The organism is Bradyrhizobium sp. SZCCT0231 (assembly GCF_018130245.1).
GTDB classification, from domain to species: domain Bacteria; phylum Pseudomonadota; class Alphaproteobacteria; order Rhizobiales; family Xanthobacteraceae; genus Bradyrhizobium; species Bradyrhizobium japonicum_F.
The window spans coordinates 175,648-195,902 of sequence record NZ_JAFCKP010000010.1 but is presented as its reverse complement, the minus strand read 5'-3'; the positions used below and the strand labels follow the sequence as shown (position 1 = coordinate 195,902).

General features: G+C 61.9%; 19 protein-coding genes and 2 pseudogenes. 7 read left to right on the top strand and 14 right to left on the bottom strand.

The genetic code is table 11. The features are described from left to right. Positions 1–125: 125 nt before the first annotated feature. The 5 genes and pseudogenes from JQ566_RS22795 to ubiT form a co-directional block, all read right to left on the bottom strand. On the bottom strand, positions 126–320 hold the full coding sequence (locus JQ566_RS22795) for a hypothetical protein (RefSeq protein WP_212375776.1): 195 nt from the start codon (positions 318–320) through the stop codon (positions 126–128). Between the two features lie 118 nt (positions 321–438). After that, positions 439–534, bottom strand: a pseudogene (locus JQ566_RS34670) (NAD(P)-dependent oxidoreductase); the annotation flags it as partial. Positions 535–544: 10 nt separating this feature from the next. Then, on the bottom strand, positions 545–1,450 hold the full coding sequence (gene ubiV, locus JQ566_RS22790) for a ubiquinone anaerobic biosynthesis protein UbiV (RefSeq protein WP_212375773.1): 906 nt from the start codon (positions 1,448–1,450) through the stop codon (positions 545–547). A gap of 25 nt (positions 1,451–1,475) precedes the next feature. Next, entirely contained in the window at positions 1,476–2,453 is a 978-nt protein-coding gene (gene ubiU, locus JQ566_RS22785; protein ID WP_212375860.1) for a ubiquinone anaerobic biosynthesis protein UbiU, read from the bottom strand. Continuing rightward, positions 2,453–2,998 (bottom strand): ubiquinone anaerobic biosynthesis accessory factor UbiT, encoded by a 546-nt coding sequence (gene ubiT, locus JQ566_RS22780; protein WP_212375770.1) that lies wholly within the window; start codon positions 2,996–2,998, stop codon positions 2,453–2,455. The genes ubiU and ubiT overlap by 1 nt, the downstream gene beginning before the upstream one ends. Positions 2,999–3,099: 101 nt before the next feature. On the opposite strand from ubiT, the gene JQ566_RS22775 reads away from it, so the two are divergent. Together JQ566_RS22775 and JQ566_RS22770 are read left to right on the top strand one after the other, a co-directional pair. Beyond that, on the top strand, positions 3,100–4,629 hold the full coding sequence (locus JQ566_RS22775; protein ID WP_212375767.1) for a UbiD family decarboxylase: 1,530 nt from the start codon (positions 3,100–3,102) through the stop codon (positions 4,627–4,629). After that, positions 4,626–5,222 (top strand): UbiX family flavin prenyltransferase, encoded by a 597-nt coding sequence (locus tag JQ566_RS22770; protein WP_212375764.1) that lies wholly within the window; start codon positions 4,626–4,628, stop codon positions 5,220–5,222. Before JQ566_RS22775 ends, JQ566_RS22770 begins: the two co-directional genes overlap by 4 nt. Positions 5,223–5,258: 36 nt before the next feature. On the opposite strand, the gene JQ566_RS22765 is transcribed toward JQ566_RS22770, so the two are convergent. From JQ566_RS22765 to JQ566_RS22755, 3 genes are read right to left on the bottom strand one after another with little or no spacing between them, the layout of a single operon-like run. Continuing rightward, positions 5,259–5,582 (bottom strand): metal-sulfur cluster assembly factor, encoded by a 324-nt coding sequence (locus JQ566_RS22765; protein ID WP_212375761.1) that lies wholly within the window; start codon positions 5,580–5,582, stop codon positions 5,259–5,261. Beyond that, positions 5,579–6,085, bottom strand: coding sequence for a DUF2249 domain-containing protein (locus JQ566_RS22760; RefSeq protein WP_212375758.1), 507 nt, complete (start codon positions 6,083–6,085; stop codon positions 5,579–5,581). The genes JQ566_RS22765 and JQ566_RS22760 overlap by 4 nt, the downstream gene beginning before the upstream one ends. 12 nt (positions 6,086–6,097) lie before the next feature. Continuing rightward, the gene (locus JQ566_RS22755) at positions 6,098–7,444 is read right to left on the bottom strand and encodes a hypothetical protein (RefSeq protein ID WP_212375755.1); all 1,347 of its coding nucleotides are present in this window, start codon (positions 7,442–7,444) and stop codon (positions 6,098–6,100) included. Between the two features lie 305 nt (positions 7,445–7,749). Here JQ566_RS22755 and JQ566_RS22750 point away from each other — a divergent pair, with 305 nt between their 5' ends. Both JQ566_RS22750 and JQ566_RS22745 read left to right on the top strand, forming a co-directional pair. Then, entirely contained in the window at positions 7,750–8,523 is a 774-nt protein-coding gene (locus tag JQ566_RS22750; RefSeq protein WP_212375752.1) for a Crp/Fnr family transcriptional regulator, read from the top strand. Positions 8,524–8,681: 158 nt separating this feature from the next. Further along, a complete protein-coding gene (locus JQ566_RS22745; protein WP_212375749.1) occupies positions 8,682–8,885 on the top strand; it encodes a hypothetical protein in 204 nt (67 codons plus the stop codon). 223 nt (positions 8,886–9,108) lie between these two features. Here the strand turns inward: JQ566_RS22745 and JQ566_RS34665 are convergent. Together JQ566_RS34665 and JQ566_RS22740 are read right to left on the bottom strand one after the other, a co-directional pair. Next, positions 9,109–9,408, bottom strand: a pseudogene (locus JQ566_RS34665) (hypothetical protein); the annotation flags it as partial. Between the two features lie 552 nt (positions 9,409–9,960). Next, positions 9,961–10,650, bottom strand: coding sequence for a LuxR C-terminal-related transcriptional regulator (locus tag JQ566_RS22740; RefSeq protein WP_212375746.1), 690 nt, complete (start codon positions 10,648–10,650; stop codon positions 9,961–9,963). A gap of 945 nt (positions 10,651–11,595) precedes the next feature. Between JQ566_RS22740 and JQ566_RS22735 the strand changes: the two genes are divergently transcribed. Then, positions 11,596–11,916: an H-NS histone family protein gene (locus JQ566_RS22735; protein WP_434057836.1), complete on the top strand. Its 321-nt coding sequence runs from the start codon at positions 11,596–11,598 to the stop codon at positions 11,914–11,916. Between the two features lie 231 nt (positions 11,917–12,147). Here JQ566_RS22735 and JQ566_RS22730 read toward each other — a convergent pair whose 3' ends face one another. The 4 genes from JQ566_RS22730 to JQ566_RS22715 form a co-directional block, all read right to left on the bottom strand. Then, the gene (locus JQ566_RS22730) at positions 12,148–13,266 is read right to left on the bottom strand and encodes an LbetaH domain-containing protein (protein ID WP_212375740.1); all 1,119 of its coding nucleotides are present in this window, start codon (positions 13,264–13,266) and stop codon (positions 12,148–12,150) included. A gap of 41 nt (positions 13,267–13,307) precedes the next feature. Continuing rightward, positions 13,308–13,694, bottom strand: a complete 387-nt coding sequence (locus JQ566_RS35075; protein ID WP_479683931.1) for a GlgC family sugar phosphate nucleotidyltransferase — start codon at positions 13,692–13,694, stop codon at positions 13,308–13,310. A 142-nt stretch (positions 13,695–13,836) separates the two neighbouring features. Then, a complete protein-coding gene (locus JQ566_RS22720; RefSeq protein ID WP_249139735.1) occupies positions 13,837–14,493 on the bottom strand; it encodes a transglutaminase-like cysteine peptidase in 657 nt (218 codons plus the stop codon). Between the two features lie 622 nt (positions 14,494–15,115). Beyond that, positions 15,116–15,952: an efflux RND transporter periplasmic adaptor subunit gene (locus JQ566_RS22715; protein ID WP_212375734.1), complete on the bottom strand. Its 837-nt coding sequence runs from the start codon at positions 15,950–15,952 to the stop codon at positions 15,116–15,118. A 215-nt stretch (positions 15,953–16,167) separates the two neighbouring features. Here JQ566_RS22715 and JQ566_RS22710 point away from each other — a divergent pair, with 215 nt between their 5' ends. Continuing rightward, positions 16,168–18,084 carry an efflux RND transporter periplasmic adaptor subunit gene (locus JQ566_RS22710; RefSeq protein ID WP_212375732.1) on the top strand — a complete coding sequence of 639 codons (1,917 nt, stop codon included), beginning with the start codon at positions 16,168–16,170 and terminating at the stop codon, positions 18,082–18,084. A gap of 10 nt (positions 18,085–18,094) precedes the next feature. Continuing rightward, a complete protein-coding gene (locus tag JQ566_RS22705) occupies positions 18,095–20,248 on the top strand; it encodes a zinc metalloprotease (RefSeq protein WP_212375729.1) in 2,154 nt (717 codons plus the stop codon). The last annotated feature ends 7 nt before the right edge of the window (positions 20,249–20,255 follow it).

Sequence of the window (20,255 nt, the reverse complement as noted above, 5' to 3'; positions counted from 1 at the left end):
GTCGGTGGGCCCACAGATTTGATCACGGTTGGGCGATGCGCCTGCTGCAGTCTCATTGGGCCGTCTGGCAGCGCGGCAGACGATTCACCAATCAGAAGCTCGCGCGATCGTTCCCGCCGGCTGCGTCATCCCGGTCGGGCCGGATGCAGCGTGCGCGGATGCCACTCGTGCAGCAACCGCGCGAGCTCCTCACGCTCCGTCGCACGTCCCTTCATGGCGGTCTCGAACAGCGCTTCCTGAATGTCGCGAGGCATGTCGCCCCATACCTCCATCGCCGCACGTCCGAGTAGGCCCGCAAGACGATCCACTGCATCGCTCATTCGGCTCTCCTGATCTGCACGGGAATGGAACAGCGGCGGCCGCACGGCGTTCCACTGTCATCGCGGCGCCGCGATCCTTGCGGCGATTCTCATCTCCGTCGCTGACGGGAACATCCGATCACATGAACGGCTTACCACCGGGGACGGGAAGCGTTGCCGAAGTGTAGCTCGAGAGCGGATCGGCCAGCATGACATAGGCCGTCGCGAGCTTGCGACGCTGAGCCTCACGCAGCCCCTGGTCGGGTACGGCGATAGACGTGCCCCGGCTCCGCCCACAGGAACCCGTTCGAGAACGGCACACCCGGATAGGCCGCAGCAAGGCGGCGGTTGCCGCCATCGACGTCGTCCCGACCGTCCAATACATCGCGAAAGGTCCTGATGACTGCGACCATGTCGCAATCCTGCGGCGACAGGCGCAGCGAGCCGACGTTGCTCTCGCGCAAGATGCCGGCATCGCCCAGCAAATTGGCGCAGGTATGAGACAGGGTCTGCACGCCGTTGACGGTCAGGAAATCCTGCTGCTCCAATGTGTTCAGAAGGAGACCGTCCGGGTCCTTCTCACAGACGAAGCGGCAATTGTCCTTGGCGAGCTTGTGAAGGCGCGCATGATAGCAGCGGGCGGAGATGGCCAGCGGCACCCTGCCGAACGCAAACAGCTCGATCGTGACATCAGGAACAGCTCTCGCAATCGTCGCCACCGAGGCCAGCGGCAGCTCCGGCGGCAGGCAGATGCGCCGCCCCCCGCGCGCGGCGTGGAAGGCCGCGCTCGCCTCGTTGTAGATGTTGACGAAGGGCCCGATGGCGTGCGGCCGGCCTGCGAGCGCCCTGAGGCAGGTCAGATCATTCACCTCGACCAAGACGCCCTCGGCCGCCGCAAGCTCTTCGGTCTGACGGCGCTCGCGCCGCAACGAGACCAGGATCAGCGAACCCAGCAGGACCTGCTTGCCTGCTTTTTGCAGCCGTTCGACCACGGCCGGCAGGTGGGGCGCGCAAAACGGCGAGCGCTTCGAGCAGACGATCTCGCCGACGGATACGACGTCGACCGGCGCTTCGTCAGCGATACGGAAGTAAAAATCGCGCCAGCGTTCCGGCGCCCAATTGTACAGAACCGGGCCGAGGCTGAGTTGCATCGCTGGACCTCACATTTCCGAAAAACTAGCGCCAGGTCTTGCGATAGGCGCCGAGCGTGGAGGCCTGCCCTTCGGTGAACGGCTTCAGGCTCGCAATATCGGCCTCGCTTCCGCTCTCGAGCGCCGCGAGCGCATGACGGAAATGGCGCACCACGCTTTCGACATAGGCGCGGCCGCGTTGGCGGCCCTCGATCTTGAGCGCGGTCACCCCGGCATCTCGCAGGCCCTTGAGCAGGGTCGTCGCATCCAGGCTGACGGGATCCTCGAAGATGTAGCCAGCGCCCTGTGCGGTCGAGAATCGCCCCTTGCACAGCGTCGGATAGCCCGCAGGCTCACTCGTCCCGAACCGGTTGATGGTGAAGCCGCCCAACCTCGACGTCGTGCCCTCCGCGGTCTGTTCGTAGGCGACATGGCTCGGCGGCGAACAGACGCCCTGCATGTTCGGCGACTTGCCGGTCGCATAGGACGACAGTGAGCAGCGCCCCTCGGCCATCACGCAGAGACCGCCGAACACGAAGACCTCGGTCTCGCAGGCCGACTCCCGGGTGATCTCGGCGATCTCCGGCACGCTCAGGACACGCGGCAGCACGACGCGCCGCGCCCCGAATGTCTCGGCATAGAAAGCGATGGCATCCGGATTCGCGGCCGCGGCCTGAACCGAGACGTGCAGGCGCTGGTTCGGATGACGCCTCGCCGCGTAATCCATCAGTCCGATGTCGGCGAGGATCAGCGCATCGGCTCCGGCGCTCACCGCATCGTCCACCGCACGCTGCCAGATCTCGACGGCGGAGGCGCGCGGGAAGGTATTGATGGCCACCAGGATCTTCGCGCCGCGGGCATGCGCCAGCGCGATTCCCTTGCGCAGCTCGTCGCGGCTGAAATTCAGCCCCGGAAAGTTGCGCGCATTGGTTTCATCGTTGAAGCCGCAATAGATCGCGTCGGCGCCGGCATCAATCGCGCTCTTCAACGCCGCCGGTGTCCCGGCAGGACAGATCAATTCCATCATCTCAATTGCTCGCCTTGCCCCGGTGAACCGATCACGCGGCCGCGGGCGGCCTCGAAGGCGCGTCTCGCCGGCGCGCCCAGCGGGCCAAACAGCGAGGACAGTTCAGTGGCAAGATCGAGCTGGGCGTCGTCGATCGCATTGCGCAGGGCGAGCACCGCCTCGACATCGCCTTCGACGACAAGCTCGCGCGAGAACATCAAGGCATCGCCATCGACCCGACCCTCGAGCAGCGCCAGGAGATTGGCGAGCGAGGCCGAGATCTGGGCATCCAGCCCCCGCGGCAAGTCGCGCACGACGGACAGCCGCGGTGGCCTGGCCTCGACCACGAAAGCAAACGGCAGATCGATTGGCTGGATACCGAACCGCGCGCGAGCGTGGTCGCCGAGCCTGTCGAACATGGCCGGATTGCGCCGATGGATTCGCTGCAGGATGACGGTGAGGACGAGCTCCAACGGCAGCAGCGGCAGCGGACGCATGACAAACGCGAGGAGCGGCGGAATCGTCGGCAACGAGCCGGGCGATGCGGCGGACGGATCATTCATGGCTCCACATCTGGACGGATTGCACGCAGCTGTATTTGAGCCGGAACAATGAACACCGAAATCAGCCCGGCTAGCTCTGCTTTTTTGAGGAGCTGGTTCCGTTGCAACGTGATGTGCCCCGCTTTCGCGGCCTGTCCGACTTCCTGCACTTCATCGAAAGCCGGGGGCAGTTGCGACGCATTCGCGAGAAAGTCTCCGTTGTCCACGAGATCACGGAGATCCACCGGCGTGTGCTTGGGGGACACGGACCGGCACTATTGTTCGAGCAGCCCGTCAAGGCCGATGGTCATCCGTCGGATATGCCGCTCCTCACCAATCTGTTTGGGACAGTCGAGCGGATCGCATGGGGAATGGGCATCGCGCCCGATCGTCTCGAGGAGCTTGGCGCGCTGATGGCCGAGTTGCGCGCGCCGCGACCGCCGAACGGCATCAGGGATGCCTTCGGCAAGCTCCCGCTCGCGCGCGCCGCGCTGGCGACGCGCCCGCGTACGCGCGCGGCGGCCCCGGTTCAGGACTGTGTCACGATGGGGCCCGACATCGATCTCGCAAGACTGCCGATACAGATCTGCTGGCCCGGCGAGCCGGCGCCGCTGATCACCTGGCCGCTCGTGATCACCGTGCCGCCCGACTCGGCGACGGCCGGCCAGGATGAAAATGTCGGCGTCTACCGCATGCAGGTGCTCGGTCGCGACCGCCTCATCATCCGCTGGCTCGCCCATCGCGGCGGCGCCCGCCATCACCAGCAATGGAAGGCGATCGGACGCGACATGCCGGTCGCGATCGTCGTCGGAGCCGATCCCGCCACGATCCTCGCCGCAGTGATGCCGCTGCCCGAGACGCTGTCCGAGCTGCGCTTCGCCGGAATCCTGCGCGGCGAACGGCCCGACCTCGCACCATGCCTCACCGTCCCGCTCGCGATACCGGCCGAGGCCGAAATTGTCATCGAAGGCTTCGTGTCCGCGACCGAAACCGCGCCGGAGGGACCGTATGGCGATCACACCGGGTATTACAATTCCGTCGAGGCGTTCCCCGTGATGCGCGTGACGGCGATCACCAGCCGAAGCCAGCCCATCTATCTCTCGACCTTCACGGGCCGGCCGCCGGACGAACCATCACGGATCGGCGAGGCGCTCAACCGCCTGTTCGTGCCGCTCATCCGTCAGCAATTCCCCGAGGTGACGGATTGCTGGCTGCCGCCGGAGGCCTGCTCCTACCGCATCGCGGTTGCGGCGATCAGGAAGCGCTATCCCGGCCAGGCGCGGCGGCTGATGCTGGGCCTGTGGTCGATGCTGCCGCAGTTCACCTACACAAAGCTCCTGATCGTGGTCGACGACGACATCGACATTCGCGATTGGCGCGCCGTGATGTGGGCGGTGTCCACGCGCAGCGATTCCTCGCGCGATCTCGTGACGCTCACCGACACGCCGATCGACTATCTCGACTTCGCCTCGCCGAAATCGGGGCTCGGCGGCAAGCTCGGCATCGACGCCACCACGAAGATTCCACCGGAGACGGATCGGGACTGGGGCGTTCCCCTGGCCATGGATCCTGCCGTGGTCGCGCGTGTCGATGCGATATGGTCGAGTCTCGGCCTCTCCGGCGTGCCGGCACGCGCTCCGGTCTCCTCATGAGCGGGCGGCAAGGCATCATCGTCGGCATCAGCGGCGCCTCGGGCGCTGCGATCGGCGTTCGCATCGTCGAACTGCTGGCGGACAATCCGCACTACGCGGTGCACCTCGTGGTTTCGCCAGCGGCCGAGCGTACGCTGAACGAAGAAGTGGGTCGCGAGGCGCTGGCGCGGCTGCGCGCGATCGCCTTCCGCCACCATCCTCATACGAATGTCGGCGCCTCGATCGCCAGCGGCTCGTATCCGATCGCGGGCATGATCGTGGCGCCGTGCTCGATCCGTACGCTCTCGGCCATCGCCTGGGGGCAGCTCGACAACCTTCTGACGCGCAGCGCCGACGTGCAGCTCAAGGAACGACGCCGGCTGGTGTTGCTGGTCCGCGAGAGCCCGCTGCATCTCGGCCATTTGCGCGCGATGCTGCAGGCGACCGAGATCGGCGCGATCATTGCCCCGCCGATGCCGGCCTTCTATCTGAGACCGCAGTCGCTGCATGAGGCGATCGACCAGATCGCCGCACGGGCGATCAACCTGCTCGACCTGACGAACCTTCGCGCACCGGCGAAGATCTGGTCCGGCCCGGGCTCCCAAGGCGCTTAGATACGGAGCGGCTTCGATCAAGGCCGCCTCGCCGGATCAATTCAGCTCGGCAAAGCCGAGCGAGGCCTTGACGCCCGGCGAGATCATCGAGGGATGCCAAGGCGGCTCGAACGTCATGGTGACGTCGACCGCTTCCACACCCGGAACGAGACACGCGCTGCTGGCGACGCCCTCCTTGAGAAAGGACGCGGCGGGACAACCTCGCGTCGTCGCTGTCATGGTAATGTGCGCAACGCCGTCATCGACCGACACATCATAGATAAAGCCCAGGTCGACGATGTTGTGTCCGAGCTCCGGATCGATCACGACCTTCAGCGCCTGCTTTATCCGGGCCACGAGATCATCGTCTTCGGCCGTCATGCGAGCACCCTCACCGTCAATTGATAGGCGTCCCTTTGCGGTGTGAAGCCGCCGCGCCACTGATGGCCGCGCTTGGTCAGCTCCCGAAACAGGAAGACCGGTTCACGACTGAGCAAGGCGGAGAGCGTCTGCCCGGGCGCAAGCCGCTCCACCGACGCCAGAATCCGAACCATCGGCTCCGGCGGATCAAGGTCGCGGTTGTCGAGATGAACGGCGGGCTCTGGCCAATCGTCGCTCATCGCAGCGGGCGCGGGCTCGGCCGCTGCGAACGAGCCATCGTCCGGCATGAACCGGATCTCCCATTCGCCGCCTTCGAGCTCGGCCTCGTGATGCGCAAAGCCCTTGCTCGCCATGACGTCAAACAGAGGAACCGGCTTGAAGGGGGCAAGGAGCCGCAGGCCTTCCCCTGGCCCCAGCCGCTCGAGCGCGGCCATGATGATCGAGAACGGCTCGCCGCCTGCACGCAAGATGGGCCGGACGTCGACGTCGATGAATTCGGTCATTGCAGTCTCCTTTCAGTTGCGCAAGACCAGAAGACGGGGCACGGCTGCTCCCGCCGGCAAGCGCAGCGGCTCCGCCACATCCGCAAGCCGCCTGGCCCTGACGAGCTCCTCGACGAGGCCGAGCGTCGCAAGCGTCACGACCGCGATGGCAATGCGGAAGCCGAGCGCGGCGTCGAGCAACAGCATCAACGTCGCGACCCAAGTCCCGGCAAAGAACAGGACGAACCATTTCGACGCACGGCGTTCGGCGACGAGATCCTGTATGCGCGGCGTCGGCGCTCTGCCCATCACCGGACCGTAGGTCTCGAGCCAGGTCAGGAACGGGACGATCTTGTAGAGATTAGCCAGCACGAGGCCAGTGAGCCAGCCGAACGCGACGAGAAAGGCGAGCGCTCCGGCATGCGACTGTAAAGAACCGGTCGCAACAGACGCGGCGCCGAGGATCGGGAACGCGGCGAGGCTCCCCAGCGAAAGGAGGCTCATGCGCGTGTTGAGCTCGAGCGCGCGGCGCTTGCGGGTCCTGTACAGGCCGAGCACGTCGCGGCCATAAGCGACCAGCGAGAGGAGGGCCGCAGCTCCTGCAACCAGAAGCACCAGGTTCAGTCCGGTCGCGCGCCAAAGTGTAAGCACGCCACCGACGACGCCGACCGCCAGCGCGGCGGCTCCGGCGCGCCAGGCAAGCCGGCCCAGCTTCGCATCGCCATCGGGCGCGAGCATGAACATCGCAAGCAGGCGATAGCTGACGCCCATGGCCGTGAAGGTCAGCCATCCGCCGAGCCCCGCTATCGCGTGGATCGGAACGCCCGATACCAACAGGTCCGGCCATTGCGCCCCGAGGTCCGTCCCGGACAGCACCAGCGCGAACATGCCACCGAAGGCCGCCGTGACACAGATGCAGGCAAGCCCGACTGCGACGAACCGCGCGGGCGCCGGCAGCGGCCGCGCCGACCAGAGCGTCATGCCGAGATTGGCAACGACCAATGCGAAACCGGCAATCAGCAGGCCGGCGCCGGCCGGAAGCAGCCAGAGCGGCCCGTTGAAATGGCCGCCGAGAGCCAGAAAGCCTGCGAGCAAGGCTGTCAGCCCAAGCGTCAGCAGCGCCAGAGCCGGCAGCGTCCAGCGCTCCGCATAGAGCGGCCTTGCGACCAGCACCGGCACGAACTGGATCAGCGCGCCGCATACGACCGTGCTCAACCAGCCGACGCAAACCATATGGACGATGACGAGCGTGTCCGGTCCGCCGATGTCGTCATGCGGAAAGCCGAATCCGGTAGCCATCAAGATCTCCGCGAGCAGCAGCCACACGACTGCGAGCGCGAAGTAGCTGACGGTCCATTTACAGAGGTTGGTTCCGATCACCGGCTTGCTTCCCATCGCCCGCACGCAATCGCGCGCCAGCGCTCGAAAAAAGGTAAGCAGCCGCGGTTACAACCTCTTTGTCGAGGCGCAAACACCGGCGCCTTTCGCACTTCACCCCGATCAGAGTTCAACGCACCCTTCTGGTTCTCGCGCATGCCGGCTTGTCGGGCCTCGGCACGCTCATCGTTCATCATGGGAACCATATCTGTGATAGCCAGTTGGCATGTTGTTGAGCTGGGAGTCTGCAGAACAGCTCGACACCGGCATGCGTTCGAGCGCCGGGCATCCGTCGGGGGGCCAATCCCATGATGGACCACGCGACCAGGATTGGTAATCGGTTGTTAGCAGCGTTACCGCCGGCAGATTTTGCTTTGCTTGCCCCTCATCTGCGGAAAGTCGTGATCGAACGCGATTCCGTGCTCGTCCGATCGGGCGATCGGATCGAACATCTTCTCTTCCCCCTCAGCGGCGCGATCGCCACTATCATGGAGCTGCCGAACGGGCAGACAGTTGCCACGGCGATACTCGGCCACGAGGGGGCTGTGGGTCTGACGTCGGCGCTCGGCGCATCCCGCTCGCCCACGACGGCGGTCGTTCGCATCTCAGGGGCCGCGCTGCAGATCTCGCCCGCGCATTTCCTGGCAGCGCAACATCGCAGCCCCGCAATCACATCCATGGTGCAGGTCTTCACGAGATCGTTGTTGATGCAACTTCAGCACGTGGCCGCCTGCAATGCACTACATTCCGTCGAAGCCCGCCTCGCGCGCTGGCTGCTCCACATTCACGATCGGGCAAATGGCAGCGATCTCCTGCCGCTGACCCAGGAAACATTGTCGGAATTGCTGGGCGTCCGCCGCACCACCGTCACACACGTCGTGAGCACGATGCGGGCCTCAAGAGCGCTGAAATCCAATCGGCGCGGCCAGCTCGAGATTGATCGGCCGCGGCTCGAAGCCGTCGCATGCGAGTGTTACAAGGTCATGAGCCGCAGAATCGATCGGATCGTCTCGCACGGCGCGGTCGGGCTCGTTCATGGGCTCCGGCGCGGAGCGCCTCCCGCTCGCCTGGGAGCCGAATAGCCGGGACAGGCTCGTAGAGCCGGTTCGCTTTCGCGATCCCGTCATCCATTCGCCTTCGGATGCTCGCTACAACAGCCCGACTTATTGCGAGCAACCAGCGCGGGCATGAGCTTTGCCGGTGTGAAGCTGGAACGACCGCTCGCGGTCCGAGCTCGGCCATGGGGACCGCCCGCCTTGCGCAGCTTGCGCTGACAATTCTCCTCTCGACCTACCCGCTCTCTGAGCTGCTCAAGTTCCGCAAGCTGGGCGACCAGCGCTTCGAGACGTTCTCGAAGCAGAGCACAAGGATTCTCCGCTCGAACGCGGGTATTCATGACACGCCTCCTGCCAAGTCGTACGGCGGCCCACCGGCTCACGCATGAGCTGAGAAGGCTCCTATCTGCCGGATTCGGTTGCGCTCGAGATCCGAGTGTTTGCTCCGGGGCACTCGGCCTTGCGCTTTTCCTCATCCTCTTCTGCGCAATCGACCCCACCATCTGCGCTTGGAATTCCAGAGCCGCCGCCGGTTGCGAAAGGCCCTTTGGCGCTGCCTCCGCCACCCGCGGACCCGCCGCTACCACCGGATCCGCCGCCACCGCCGGATGTCCCTCCGGCGCGAGACGGTCCAGCCGAGCGACCGCCAGATGCTCCCCCACCCCCACCCCCTGATGACCCGCCGCTGGATCTCCCCGGCCCTGCCGCGGACGACCGGTCACCATCGAAGAACGACTGACCCCGGTCGTTCTGCGTCACTCCAAGCCGGCCGCCCGAACTTGCGATGGCTCTTGAGGTCAGGGAAGTGGATAGAAGCAGGGTCATCATGGGGGGTGTCACGGCCGCAAATCTTCCGCAGGTTTTCAAAAACGCCCGCCGGTCGTCATCTTCGTTGCCGTCCCGGGTCACGATGCGCTCTCCTCGATTTAAAATTTTATTTACAGTATTATATATTAAATGGACTTTCAACCAAGAATTTTCTTTATCTGACCGGCGTTGCTGAACGTGCGTCGCCGGCAGATCGTCGGCAATTTCCGTGCTCGGCCCTCCACTTCTGGCGCATCCCCGCCGCTCGCGCGCGATTTCGGGGTTGCGCTCGCCATTTAATATGGTTAATTTCTATTTAACTTAACAGGATCGAGCGCAGGCTCGGCTATAATGGATCATTGCGATGCCACTGCAATTCCATCGGTCCGTTCGGGACATGGAGATCTGGAGCGCGACCAGCGAGGGCTTCTCGTTCGTGATCAGTTTCGGAAGCCCCCGAGGTCCGGGCTTTCACGGACGCTCCGGCTACTTGGCGAGCTGGCGTCCGCTCGACAAAAACCAAGCCGCAATCAAGATTGGCGGCTCGCCCTTTCAAACGTTAGCCGAGGCCGAAGGCGCCTGCCGCGACATGGCTGAGCATCTGGCGCCGCGACAGCCAGCCCTCGCGCACGCTCCGGAAGAAACCAGAGGCCCTCGTCATTTCACGCTCGCCGGATCCTGAGGCAACAGATCAGGGGGATCCAGCTCACGTGGCGCGGCATGCAGCTCGTTTCGCGAAATCGCCAATGCCGCGAGAACCGTACGATTGCTGATATCCAGCTTCTGGAAGATATGATGAAGGTGTACCTTGATCGTACCGTCGGCAAGGTTCAACCGACGTCCAATCTCCTTGTTCGATAGCCCCTCCGACACGAGCCGCATGATCTGCCGCTCCCGGTCCGTCAGTTGTGTCAGGGACTTCTCGTCGGCGCGGGGTTCCTCGTCGACCTGCCCGGTGCTCAGCGAAGCCGCAGCTTGGCCCTGGGCGGCCTTCCGCAGGGTTGCGACCAGCATCTCGGCATCCGAATCCTTCGAGAGGACGATGCAGGCGCCGTCCAAGGCCAGCCTTTGCAGCTCACAGTCGGCCGCGATACCGGCGAAGAAGATCACCGCGGGACCTGGGCCTGCAGCGTTTGCAAGAGCGAGGATCTGCTGCCGACGGACATCGGGCAGTGCAGCATCGACAAGCGCGACGTCCGGCGCAAGAAATCGGATTGCCTCAGTGCAGCTTGCACCATCGCTGCAGGACGCAACGATCGTAAAATCGCGCTGCGGCGCAAGAACGCTCCTGATTCCTTGCAAGACGATCGGGTGTCGATCCGCGATGACAATTCTGATGCGGCGCATGCTTCCCTGCCTGTTGCTAATAACCCCCCGTGCAGCCGCTTAATCCAAATTTTTCTTTTCAAACGCGCGAGGTTACCCAGTCCACCCGGCCCTAACGTCGCACCGTCTCAAGTCTTGGACGGCCCGGCAAAGTCGATGGCTGCGCCACCGTAACTTGAGCGGCAGATAGGCGCAGCACCGTAAGAATGCGGTGCACCAACGCCGCAAAATTCCCAGACGAAAGAACAACGACTGATAGATACGATTTACAGATTCTCTCATAGAATGTCATCGGCGCACCGATTGGCGGCCTTGTTGTTATGGTCAACATCCAATTAACTTCGTTGGCGTCATTATTACGAACGATATATTGGGACATTCACGATTCAAATCTAACATTCGACGAAGTTTCGGCAAACGCGAGGCCATTCAAAGAGCCTCGCCTCTGAAGGGGGGAAAAGTAATACTATTCATCAAAGCGAAGCTGGGTAATCAAGCGTAAATGGCTGCGTCTGATCGCGGCCCGTGTAGCACCGATGAAAACCGGTCACCCAAGTTGGAGCTGTATTTTCGTCAATTCAGCAACTTCAATGAGCGGTCACGGGGGCATCGTTGGCAATGAGTAGGTGGTCAAAATGTATTCTTCGGCTGTTTTGCGTCAAACTCATCAGGCTCTCATCGTTCAATTCACTGAATTGCAGAACTTGCGTAGTCGCGTGTTGAAGGCCGAGCAGCGATTGCTTGCGCCCAGGCGACGATCCCGCGGGCGGAGGGCGCTTGGGATGCGACCGCTCGTCCGGAGGCACAGGCCCAGCCGGTAACTCCGACCACCACGTTGCACACTGGCGCAGCCGCGGCGAGTGGATCGTGCTTGCCGGACCCCGGTTTGACCTGATAATCCCCCCTCCTGTTTGGGTTCGGGGGTAGTTGGGGACGGCTTCCATGGAGAATGAGGACTGGGCATCCATGACCACAGCCGAGCTGTGGCGGCTCTACGATGAGGTCACGACTGTTCTCAGTCGCAGGATGACCGCGGAAAAAGCCAAGCTCGAAGAGCGGCTTCGCAAGATTGAGGGGACGGCCGCTCCGACCCAGAACGAGGAACGTCCTCGACGCCCCTACCCCCCAGTGCTGCCGAAATATCAGAACCCGAAGAATCCGTCCGAAACCTGGTCCGGTCGCGGTAAGCAGCCCCGATGGCTGAAAGCTCAGCTTCGAGCCGGTAAGAAGCTGAACGATCTGCTGATCGATCGCTCGTCCGCCCAAAGGCGCCGCCGGACCGGCTGAGCCCCGGCCCCCGCTGCGGCGGCCTAAATACCCGCGCTGACCGCCGACCTTACCGATCGAGATCCTCTTTCCCGTTAGGACTGCCATCACCGCCGTTGTTGCCGAAGCCATTGTTGCCACCCACAATGTGACCGCCTGAACCGGCTATCGCGGCTGACGTCAGGAGAGCAACAGCTTCACGGTCGGAGGGGTAAAATAGCTTGAAAACCCCAAAATGGGCGTTCACCCATTCTAAGTCCTGATTTGGTTATTTCCAACAAACTCTTGCACGATGGTTTGCAGCCAATCTGTACCGGCACCCACCGCATCGTCGGAAAGCGTCCGTAGCCATTCCACATGACTCATGGAGCTTGGCTCTATTGCCAAAGGGCATGCAACGGAGGGGAGCTGCATGGCGGGCAGAGTACTGACTCCAAGAAATTGAGCAAGCCTGAACCACCGCTCCGCCATACCACTATCAATGAGATGAATCGCTGCATCCATTGTCATCCCTAAATGAGACTGTCTCTGCTCGGCAGTTAAGCGTGCTTTTCGTACCGCAACATACCAACAACGAAGGGCCGCTAATTGGCCGACGTATTCTAGGTTTCGTTCGACTCTTGAACCAGAGAGTCGTCTTGCTTCGAAGGTCCAAGGACCGTCGATACCGCGCAGCGTTTCGGCATGAATTCGTCTGGCTCCAACATCCGAACGTATGACCTGCCCGGCAACAGTGAATGTACCGTAGCCTATGCGGTTAGGGCCGACCATCCCACTGTTGCCACCTATAAAGATTCGCTCCTGCCTGAGAAAAACCCCTTGAGGAACGTCTCCAATCAACGAGGGAGTTGCTTTGTCACCGGCTTCTCCCCATGGGGTGAAATTGAAATGGATGAACCCGCTCCCGATTTCCGTGTGATTGGACCTTGAGCGCCCCCCCGAGATAAAGCAGTCGCAACAATTAATGAGCGACCCCAGAGTTACGAAGCTCGTCAGGATCGTGTGCTTAAGGCCGACAGCATGAGCAGTCGAAGCTTCCTCTTCTAGAAGAGTGCCCCCGCGAATGTGCCCATTCGATCCTATTCTAGCCTTGGAAAGAAGCACCGAATCGGTGACGAACCCGCTGCCGATTTCCGCACCTTCTCCAATGATCGAGTTTACAACGGTTGCTGGTCCCTCTGTCCCCAGCTTTGCGCCAGGAGCAACAACGGTTCCAGACCCGAGCAAACGGGTCCCCGGGAAAAGTACAGATCCCGGAAAGATGCGATCCAGTTGAACTTCATCGTCGATGAATATTTGGCGGGGATCAACAAGATCCACGCCCTTCTCAGCAAGGACCTCAAGTCTGTCGACGAGCGAAAGCTTCTTCATTTGTAGCGCATCTGACTCTTTAAACATAGAAAATGGGTGTCTTAGGAGCCGCCAACGACTGATCCCGCCGCGACCTCGTCAGATGAAGCCACAATCGAGCCCGGGCAGATTATAGCCCCAAGACCCAATTGGTCGCCGACGAAAGCCGCCAGATCTGGCGCTTGAGCTGCTGCATCTCCCACGAGGCACCCTGCTCCAACCAACACATCAGACCCGAGAATGCAGTTCTGCACAACGGAGTTCTCGGAAATGATACAGCGGTTCATGAGTATGCTGTTACAAACGAATGATCCGGCTCGAAGCTGCGATCCTGTCCCAATGAATGATCTGCCCAAAATTCTCGCTCCAGATTGAACGACGCAGTCCGGGCCAACTATTAGAGGGCCGTTTAGAACGGCTCCCGATTTGACGTGACTATTCGGACCCACGTAGACCAGCCCTGACACAATGGCCTGGTCTTCGATAGTTCCATTAATCTGCTGCCGATCAAGCTTCGCCTCCGCGCCTTTCGCAACAGCTTACTGGGAAGACGAGGAGATGGTGATTCGCATTTCGCTCGCCGAATTAGGATTATGCACCTTTGCCGTCGATTGTCGACCAAAGCTGATGACTGCTCGGCATTTGTACGCGAAGCCAACGATAGGGAACGCGCGACCAGAGCTTGATCTCTGGAGCGAGATTGTCGAGCACCAGATCGCCGCTCAGAGTGCGGACGAGCAGCACCAAATGATGCTCTCCGGAACTGACGATGACCTCGCTCAGTAGCAAAGCCCGCGCCGGCCAGCCACGCCGAAGGAGTTCGTGACGTTTGCTTACAGCGTAGTCGTTGCAGTCCCCGCGATCGGGATTGATGCTCCATGCCTCGCCGGCCAAGCCGAGGTCGTTGGGCATGGGCACAATGGCCAGGTTGACCGCACGATTGACCTCCAAAAGATCCGTCCACCGATCGTCGTTCAGCCTGACCGGACCACCCCGGAAGCCTCGCCGCGAGCGGCATTCGGCCTCATAGCGCAGGCAGAACATCGTGTAAGTCAACGGCGGAAGCGTGGGCCGTCCGAGTTCGATGCGCTCCAGCGCTGCTTGAGAAGTCGTGGGCGTCCGCAAGCGTCCTGCGCCCGTCGATTGAGTGCCTCCGGCCATCATGGCGAGCGCAATAATTGAGGTGGATCGGGCGAGTCGATACATCCGCCGATCCCTTGAGGTTCGGATCCAGTCGAGCCAGGTCATGGCCAGAAGCGTGCGATTAATTATCCTTGACGGTATTAATATTATATTTTCATATAAATTCAATATAAATCGTATTTAATATGTAAATTCAAGCGAGAGCTCGGCCTACAAATGGGCAAGCAGGTTCATGCGCATGCCTGTCTCCGGGAGCGCTGCTGCTATTTCGCCGCTCTGCCATCTCTCATCGCGGTAACGTTCGTGTCGCGAACGTCTCACTGCTATCGGGCAGCCGAACGAGCCGCGGCTGGCCCCCAACTTCGTCGGCTGATAGTTCAGGCGACGATCATGCGAGCGGTTTGCCAAGCCCAATGGCTGCACTGATAGGCCAACTTTCTAGCAACAGAGAGGCGCAATGAGGCCGCGGTTAGTAGATCCTCGCATTCGAGGTCGTCGAGAAGCTCGATGTCTCCGATAGAGCTCCGCGTCATACTAAATCCCACATCGATGAGCGGTGCCATCGATCCAAATGAATAAATAGAACAATCAACACAGAGGCATTTCTGTCTGAGAATCAGCGAACCGCATCGGCATTGCCTGAACCAACCGCTCCAGGCTCTCGCGATGATCCCGCACTCTATTTTTTTGGCATGATGGCCTGTCAGCAGCCGTTAGAGCCGGACTGTCACTCCCCAACGAATGCGACTCTGCAGCGAATTCCCCCAGGCAGCGCCAAATGCGGGTTCGGCAAGGACAGACGCACCCCGAACGTTCCGCTGGCAGCGTCGAGTACGCGGTCGACAACGGTGACAGAGGCAATATAGACGCCCCCGATGGGCAGCTCCGGTCGCACCTCGGCTCTGCTGTCGGCACGGATTTGACCAAAATACGCGGTGGGCACGAACACTTCGACCCTCAGCGGATCAATCTGTGCGAGGGTGAGGACTGGGCTCTGGTCATTTCGATATTCGCCCGGAACAAGAAGCCGCTCGACCACCACGCCGTCGATCGGGCTACGCAGCGCGCGTTGATTCAGAACCGCTTCGGCGTGCGCGACTTCCAAGCGAGCAAGCTCCTTGTTGAGTTGCGCCTCCTTGAGCTGCTGCTCGGCAACCCGCACCTCCGCTTCGGCTTCCTGGAGTGAAGCGAGTGGGCTGACAGACCTTGTATGAAGCTCTTTTAAACGCTCATGTTTTTGACGCAGGAACTGCGCGCGGGCTTCGGCCGACTTCACGGGGGAATCATTGGTTGCGCGGGCCTGCGCGAGCGCCAGAGTTGCGGCCTCGACTCCATCTTCGATCTTGCCAATGATCTGGCCCTGCCGAACGATATCGCCGCGATCAACATCGAGGCGCGCGATCATGCCGATTGCCGGGCTCGCCAGCTTGACGGTTTGTTGCGGCTCGATCACGCAATTGAACTCTCGCTCCCCCGCCGAGGTTTCTGGGGTCACTGCCCTTGCACCGGAGCCTGCAAGCAAGATCCCGACCGGTAGGCAAAAGCACCACGCGATGTAGTTCATCCGCTGAGCTCTGCGGACAATTCCCTCAATTGGACGCATCATGCGAGTTCCCATCGAATTCCGCTTCCGCCCTATTGTACATAATATTATGTGGATTTAATTATCTTAAAATGACATAACTCGAAGAATAATATGGCCAATGGATTGGCACAAGATGACGGCCACCCTCCGACAGCACCACCAAGGCCACTGGTCGGCGCTCTTTTGGACAGCACATGTCTGAGCCCGACTCTACGGCAAGCGGGGGTTCCGCTCCACAATTGCGGCGAGTGCCCGCGGATACGACGACGTCGCCGCACTGGCAAGGATTGCTGAACGCGGGAAACGAAGCGACATTTGTTTCGGCCTGGTTGGCGCTGCAATGCAGCCGTATTGCCGGCGTGTCGGCGGGTCTGTTGCTCCTGCGGCGGGCTGATTCAACTGTTCCGTTGCTATCGGTAACGTGGCCGCCTCGGGATGTGGATGCCAGCGATCTCATGCGCCTGGCCGAAACCGCCTACGCGGAGCGCCGCTTGGTCGTTGCTCCCGGTCGCGTCGGTCCTGATTCCAGACCCGCGCAACCTGTGGCCCTGATAGTCGCCCTGCCGCTGGGCACTACGAACGAGCCGATTGCGGCTGTGGCCATCGCATTGACGACGACGGCCGCCAAGCCTCTGGTCAGCCCAGCCATCGTCGCTGAGCAATTGCGCTGGGGGGCGGGCTGGCTCGAGGCGTTGCCTTGGGCTAGGCATACTAAGGATCTCTCGTCTGACGTGACGCGAGCCGCATCGTGCCTCGACCTGCTGGTCACAGTAAACGCGCAGCCGCGGCTGAGCGGTATGGCAATCGCGGTGGTCAACGAATTGGCAACCCGGCTGCGGTGCGAGCGCGTATCGCTGGGTATTGTCGGTCGGAATGGCACAATCTACCTGCGTGCGGTTTCGTTCTCGGCCAGCTTCAAACGCGAGAGCCGCCTCGCCAATGCGATCGAGAACGCAATGGAAGAGGCGATCGAGCAGCGCGGATGCGTCGCTTATCCGCCATTGCCGACGATGGGACGCGTCGTGGCCATCGCTCATCGGGCACTGGCGGAGGAAGCAAAGGCATCCGGTTCGTCGACGATGTCAGCTATACTGGTCGGCCCCCATGGAGAACCCACTGGCGCTCTCACCTTCGAACGTCACCGCGCCGAACCCTTTACGGCCGACATGCTGAAGTTGGTAGAGGGGATAGCAGCGCTGCTGGGACCTCAGATCGCTTTGCAGCTGCGGGCGAACCGGCTCTTGGGCGGACGTGTGGTTGACGGTATCGGCGACGGATGCGCGGCACTGTTCGGCACGCGGCGGCCGATCCTCAAGCTCTGCGTCGGCAGCATCACGGTGCTCGCGCTAACCTTGGTCTTTGCGAAAGGCGAGCACCGCGTCACCGCGAAATCGGTGCTTGAGGCGGAAGTGCAGCGCGCAGCTGTGGCTCCGTTCGACGGATTTGTTCGAGCGGCCCCGGCACGGGCTGGCGACACGGTGCGGCAGGGCGACCTTCTCGCCCAGCTTGACGACCGGGATCTCGCTCTCGATCGGCTGAAGTGGCGAGCCGAACTCGACAAGCTGCTTCAACGCGAGCGCGAGGCGCTCGCCAAGCACAATCGCAACGGCATCGTGGTGCTGGAACCGCAGATCCGGCAGGCGGAGGCGCAGCTGGCACTCGCGGAAGAAAAGCTCGCACGCACCCGGATTCTCGCTCAATTCGACGGTGTCGTCGTCTCCGGCGACCTGAGCCAGATGCTCGGTTCTCCCGTCGAGAAGGGAAAGACGCTGTTCGAGGTGGCGCCACTCGATTCCTATCGCTTGATCGTTCAGGTCGACGAACGCGACGTTCGCTTCGTGGCGGTCGGCCAAACCGGCACCGTCGCACTCGCAGGCAGGCCCGGCGAACCGGTGCCGATGACCCTGAGCAAGATCACGCCGGTTACGCTCGCCGAAGAAGGACGCAATGCTTTTCGGATTGAGGCCCGCCTCTCGGAAGCGGGCCTTGCATTGCGTCCCGGGATGGAAGGCGTTGCAAAGATCAATTCCGGACGACGCTCGCTTGCGTGGATCTGGCTGCATCCAGTGATCGATTGGCTGCGTCTTGCCGCGTGGAAGTACCTGCCGTGAGAGGGGCGATATGACCGCAGCCCCGTTTCTAAGCTCGTCCTGGTATCGCGTCGCGCAACGCAGGCCGAAGCTTCGCGACCACACCTCGGTCTACCGACATCGGTATCGGGGCTGCATTTGGTACGTCGTGCAGGATCACGCGACCGGCCGGATGCATCGCTTGTCGCCCGCCGGCTACATGATCGTGGCCGCGATGGACGGCCTGCGAACGGTTGACCAGATCTGGCACGAGGTCGGATCCGCTCTTGCAGAGGAGGCGCCGAGCCAGAGCGACGCCATCCAATTGTTGGCCGAACTCAGCGCTTTCGACCTGTTACAAACCGAAGTGACTCCGGATGCAAGCGCGCTGGTCGCGCGTGCGGGGAAAGCCAAACGATCCCGGTGGCTCGGCAACGTGCTCTACCCGCTGGCCTTGCGGATTCCGCTCTGGCATCCGGTCAGGTTTTTCGAGCGTACTCGGCCGCTTGCAGAATGGTTATTCAGTTTTCCGGGTGCCGTGCTGTGGCTACTGGTCGTGTTGCCGGCGCCCCTGTTCGCGGCACAACACTGGCAGGAACTAACCGCCGACGCCTCTGACCGAATCCTAGCCACCGATAACCTTCTGTCGCTCGCGCTGGTGTATCTCCTGCTCAAGGCCTTGCATGAACTTGGACACGGATTTGCAGTCACGGCGTTCGGGGGAACAGTACCCGAATTCGGAGTCATGATCCTGGTGTTCGCCCCGTTGCCCTATGTCGACGCCTCTGCCGCATCGGCATTCCGCAGCAAGTGGCGGCGCGCTCTTGTCGGCGCGGCCGGAATGATTGTCGAAGTATTCTTCGCTGCGCTCGCGCTTTACGTATGGCTTACCGTAGAGGCTGGACTTGTCCGCGCGCTCGCATTCGACGCACTGGCCGTGGCCGGTGTCTCGACCCTGGTATACAACGGCAATCCGCTCCTGCGATATGACGGCTACTACATTCTCGCGGATCTGCTGGAAATCCCGAACCTGGCGCAGCGCGCTACCCGGTATTGGGGCTACTTGGTCAATCGTTACGCGTTTCGCGCGGATGGATCGAAGGATTTCGTAGCCACGACTGGCGAACGAATCTGGCTCCTTCTATACGCACCGACTGCTTTCATTTACCGCCAGGTCGTGATGCTCGCGATCGCCGTGTTCGTCGCCTCGCAATATCTCGCCCTCGGCGTCTCGATTGCGGTCTGGAGTCTGCTGACAGGCGTTGCGCTGCCGATCGGCAAGGCCCTGTGGTTCGTGCTCGCGAGCCCGACCCTTCATCGCAATCGTGCCCGCGTCGTGACGGCGACCTTCGGCATGATCCTGGCCACCGGGTTGATGCTCTTCCTAATTCCGGTCCCTTCTTACACCACGACGGAAGGCGTCGTCTGGTTGCCGGAGAATGCAATCGTGCGCGCGAGAACCGACGGCTTCGCGCGCGCGCTTCTGGTCCATCCTGGCATGAATGTCACGGCCGGAGAAGCGCTGGTCGAAAGCGAAGAATCAACACTAAAGAGTGAACTCGCAATTCTCCGCGCACGCATCGTCGAACTCGAAGTGAGGCTTGAGATCGAGCGCTTTACCGACCGCGCGAGCGCGGAGATCACCACGACGGAATTGGGACAGGTACGCGCCGAGCTCGCGAGCGCAACCGATCGCGCCGCGCGCCTCATCGTGCACAGCCGCAGCGAGGGCACCTTTGCCGTTATGAAACCACAAGATCTGCCTGGACGCTTCCTGCGCGAAGGGCAACAGATCGGCTACGTACTTGCTCCCGGTTCACGCATCGTGCGCGCAACCATCCGTCAGGACGACATCGACCTCGTTCGCCATCGGCTGCGAAGTGCCGAAGTTAAACTCGCAGAGCGCCCTGATGAGACGTTGCCCGTTGAGGTCATTCGCGAAATACCGGCAGGCCGTGACGTCCTCCCCAGCAGGGCTTTGGGGGGCGCCGGCGGCGGCGCCTTCACCGTCGATCCCAGTGATCCCGAAGGCGTAAAGACGCTGCAACGCGTCTTCCAAATCGATCTCATACTGCCCGAAAATGCACCGGCAGCCACCGCGTTCGGCGGTCGTGCCTACGTCCGCTTCAACTTCAATTGGGAGCCGCCGGGCCAGCAGATCTGGCGCCGTCTACGACAATTACTGCTGTCTCAGCTGCAGGTCTGAGGGCATC

Bases quoted from the DNA above. Each gene is read 5' to 3' on its own strand.
- JQ566_RS22795 (WP_212375776.1), bottom strand. From the start codon at position 320: ATGAGCGATGCAGTGGATCGTCTTGCGGGCCTACTCGGACGTGCGGCG.
- ubiV (WP_212375773.1), bottom strand. From the start codon at position 1,450: ATGCAACTCAGCCTCGGCCCGGTTCTGTACAATTGGGCGCCGGAACGC.
- ubiU (WP_212375860.1), bottom strand. From the start codon at position 2,453: ATGGAATTGATCTGTCCTGCCGGGACACCGGCGGCGTTGAAGAGCGCG.
- ubiT (WP_212375770.1), bottom strand. From the start codon at position 2,998: ATGAATGATCCGTCCGCCGCATCGCCCGGCTCGTTGCCGACGATTCCG.
- JQ566_RS22770 (WP_212375764.1), top strand. From the start codon at position 4,626: ATGAGCGGGCGGCAAGGCATCATCGTCGGCATCAGCGGCGCCTCGGGC.
- JQ566_RS22765 (WP_212375761.1), bottom strand. From the start codon at position 5,582: ATGACGGCCGAAGACGATGATCTCGTGGCCCGGATAAAGCAGGCGCTG.
- JQ566_RS22760 (WP_212375758.1), bottom strand. From the start codon at position 6,085: ATGACCGAATTCATCGACGTCGACGTCCGGCCCATCTTGCGTGCAGGC.
- JQ566_RS22750 (WP_212375752.1), top strand. From the start codon at position 7,750: ATGATGGACCACGCGACCAGGATTGGTAATCGGTTGTTAGCAGCGTTA.
- JQ566_RS22745 (WP_212375749.1), top strand. From the start codon at position 8,682: ATGGGGACCGCCCGCCTTGCGCAGCTTGCGCTGACAATTCTCCTCTCG.
- JQ566_RS22740 (WP_212375746.1), bottom strand. From the start codon at position 10,650: ATGCGCCGCATCAGAATTGTCATCGCGGATCGACACCCGATCGTCTTG.
- JQ566_RS22735 (WP_434057836.1), top strand. From the start codon at position 11,596: ATGACCACAGCCGAGCTGTGGCGGCTCTACGATGAGGTCACGACTGTT.
- JQ566_RS22730 (WP_212375740.1), bottom strand. From the start codon at position 13,266: ATGAAGAAGCTTTCGCTCGTCGACAGACTTGAGGTCCTTGCTGAGAAG.
- JQ566_RS22720 (WP_249139735.1), bottom strand. From the start codon at position 14,493: ATGACCTGGCTCGACTGGATCCGAACCTCAAGGGATCGGCGGATGTAT.
- JQ566_RS22715 (WP_212375734.1), bottom strand. From the start codon at position 15,952: ATGAACTACATCGCGTGGTGCTTTTGCCTACCGGTCGGGATCTTGCTT.
- JQ566_RS22710 (WP_212375732.1), top strand. From the start codon at position 16,168: ATGTCTGAGCCCGACTCTACGGCAAGCGGGGGTTCCGCTCCACAATTG.
- JQ566_RS22705 (WP_212375729.1), top strand. From the start codon at position 18,095: ATGACCGCAGCCCCGTTTCTAAGCTCGTCCTGGTATCGCGTCGCGCAA.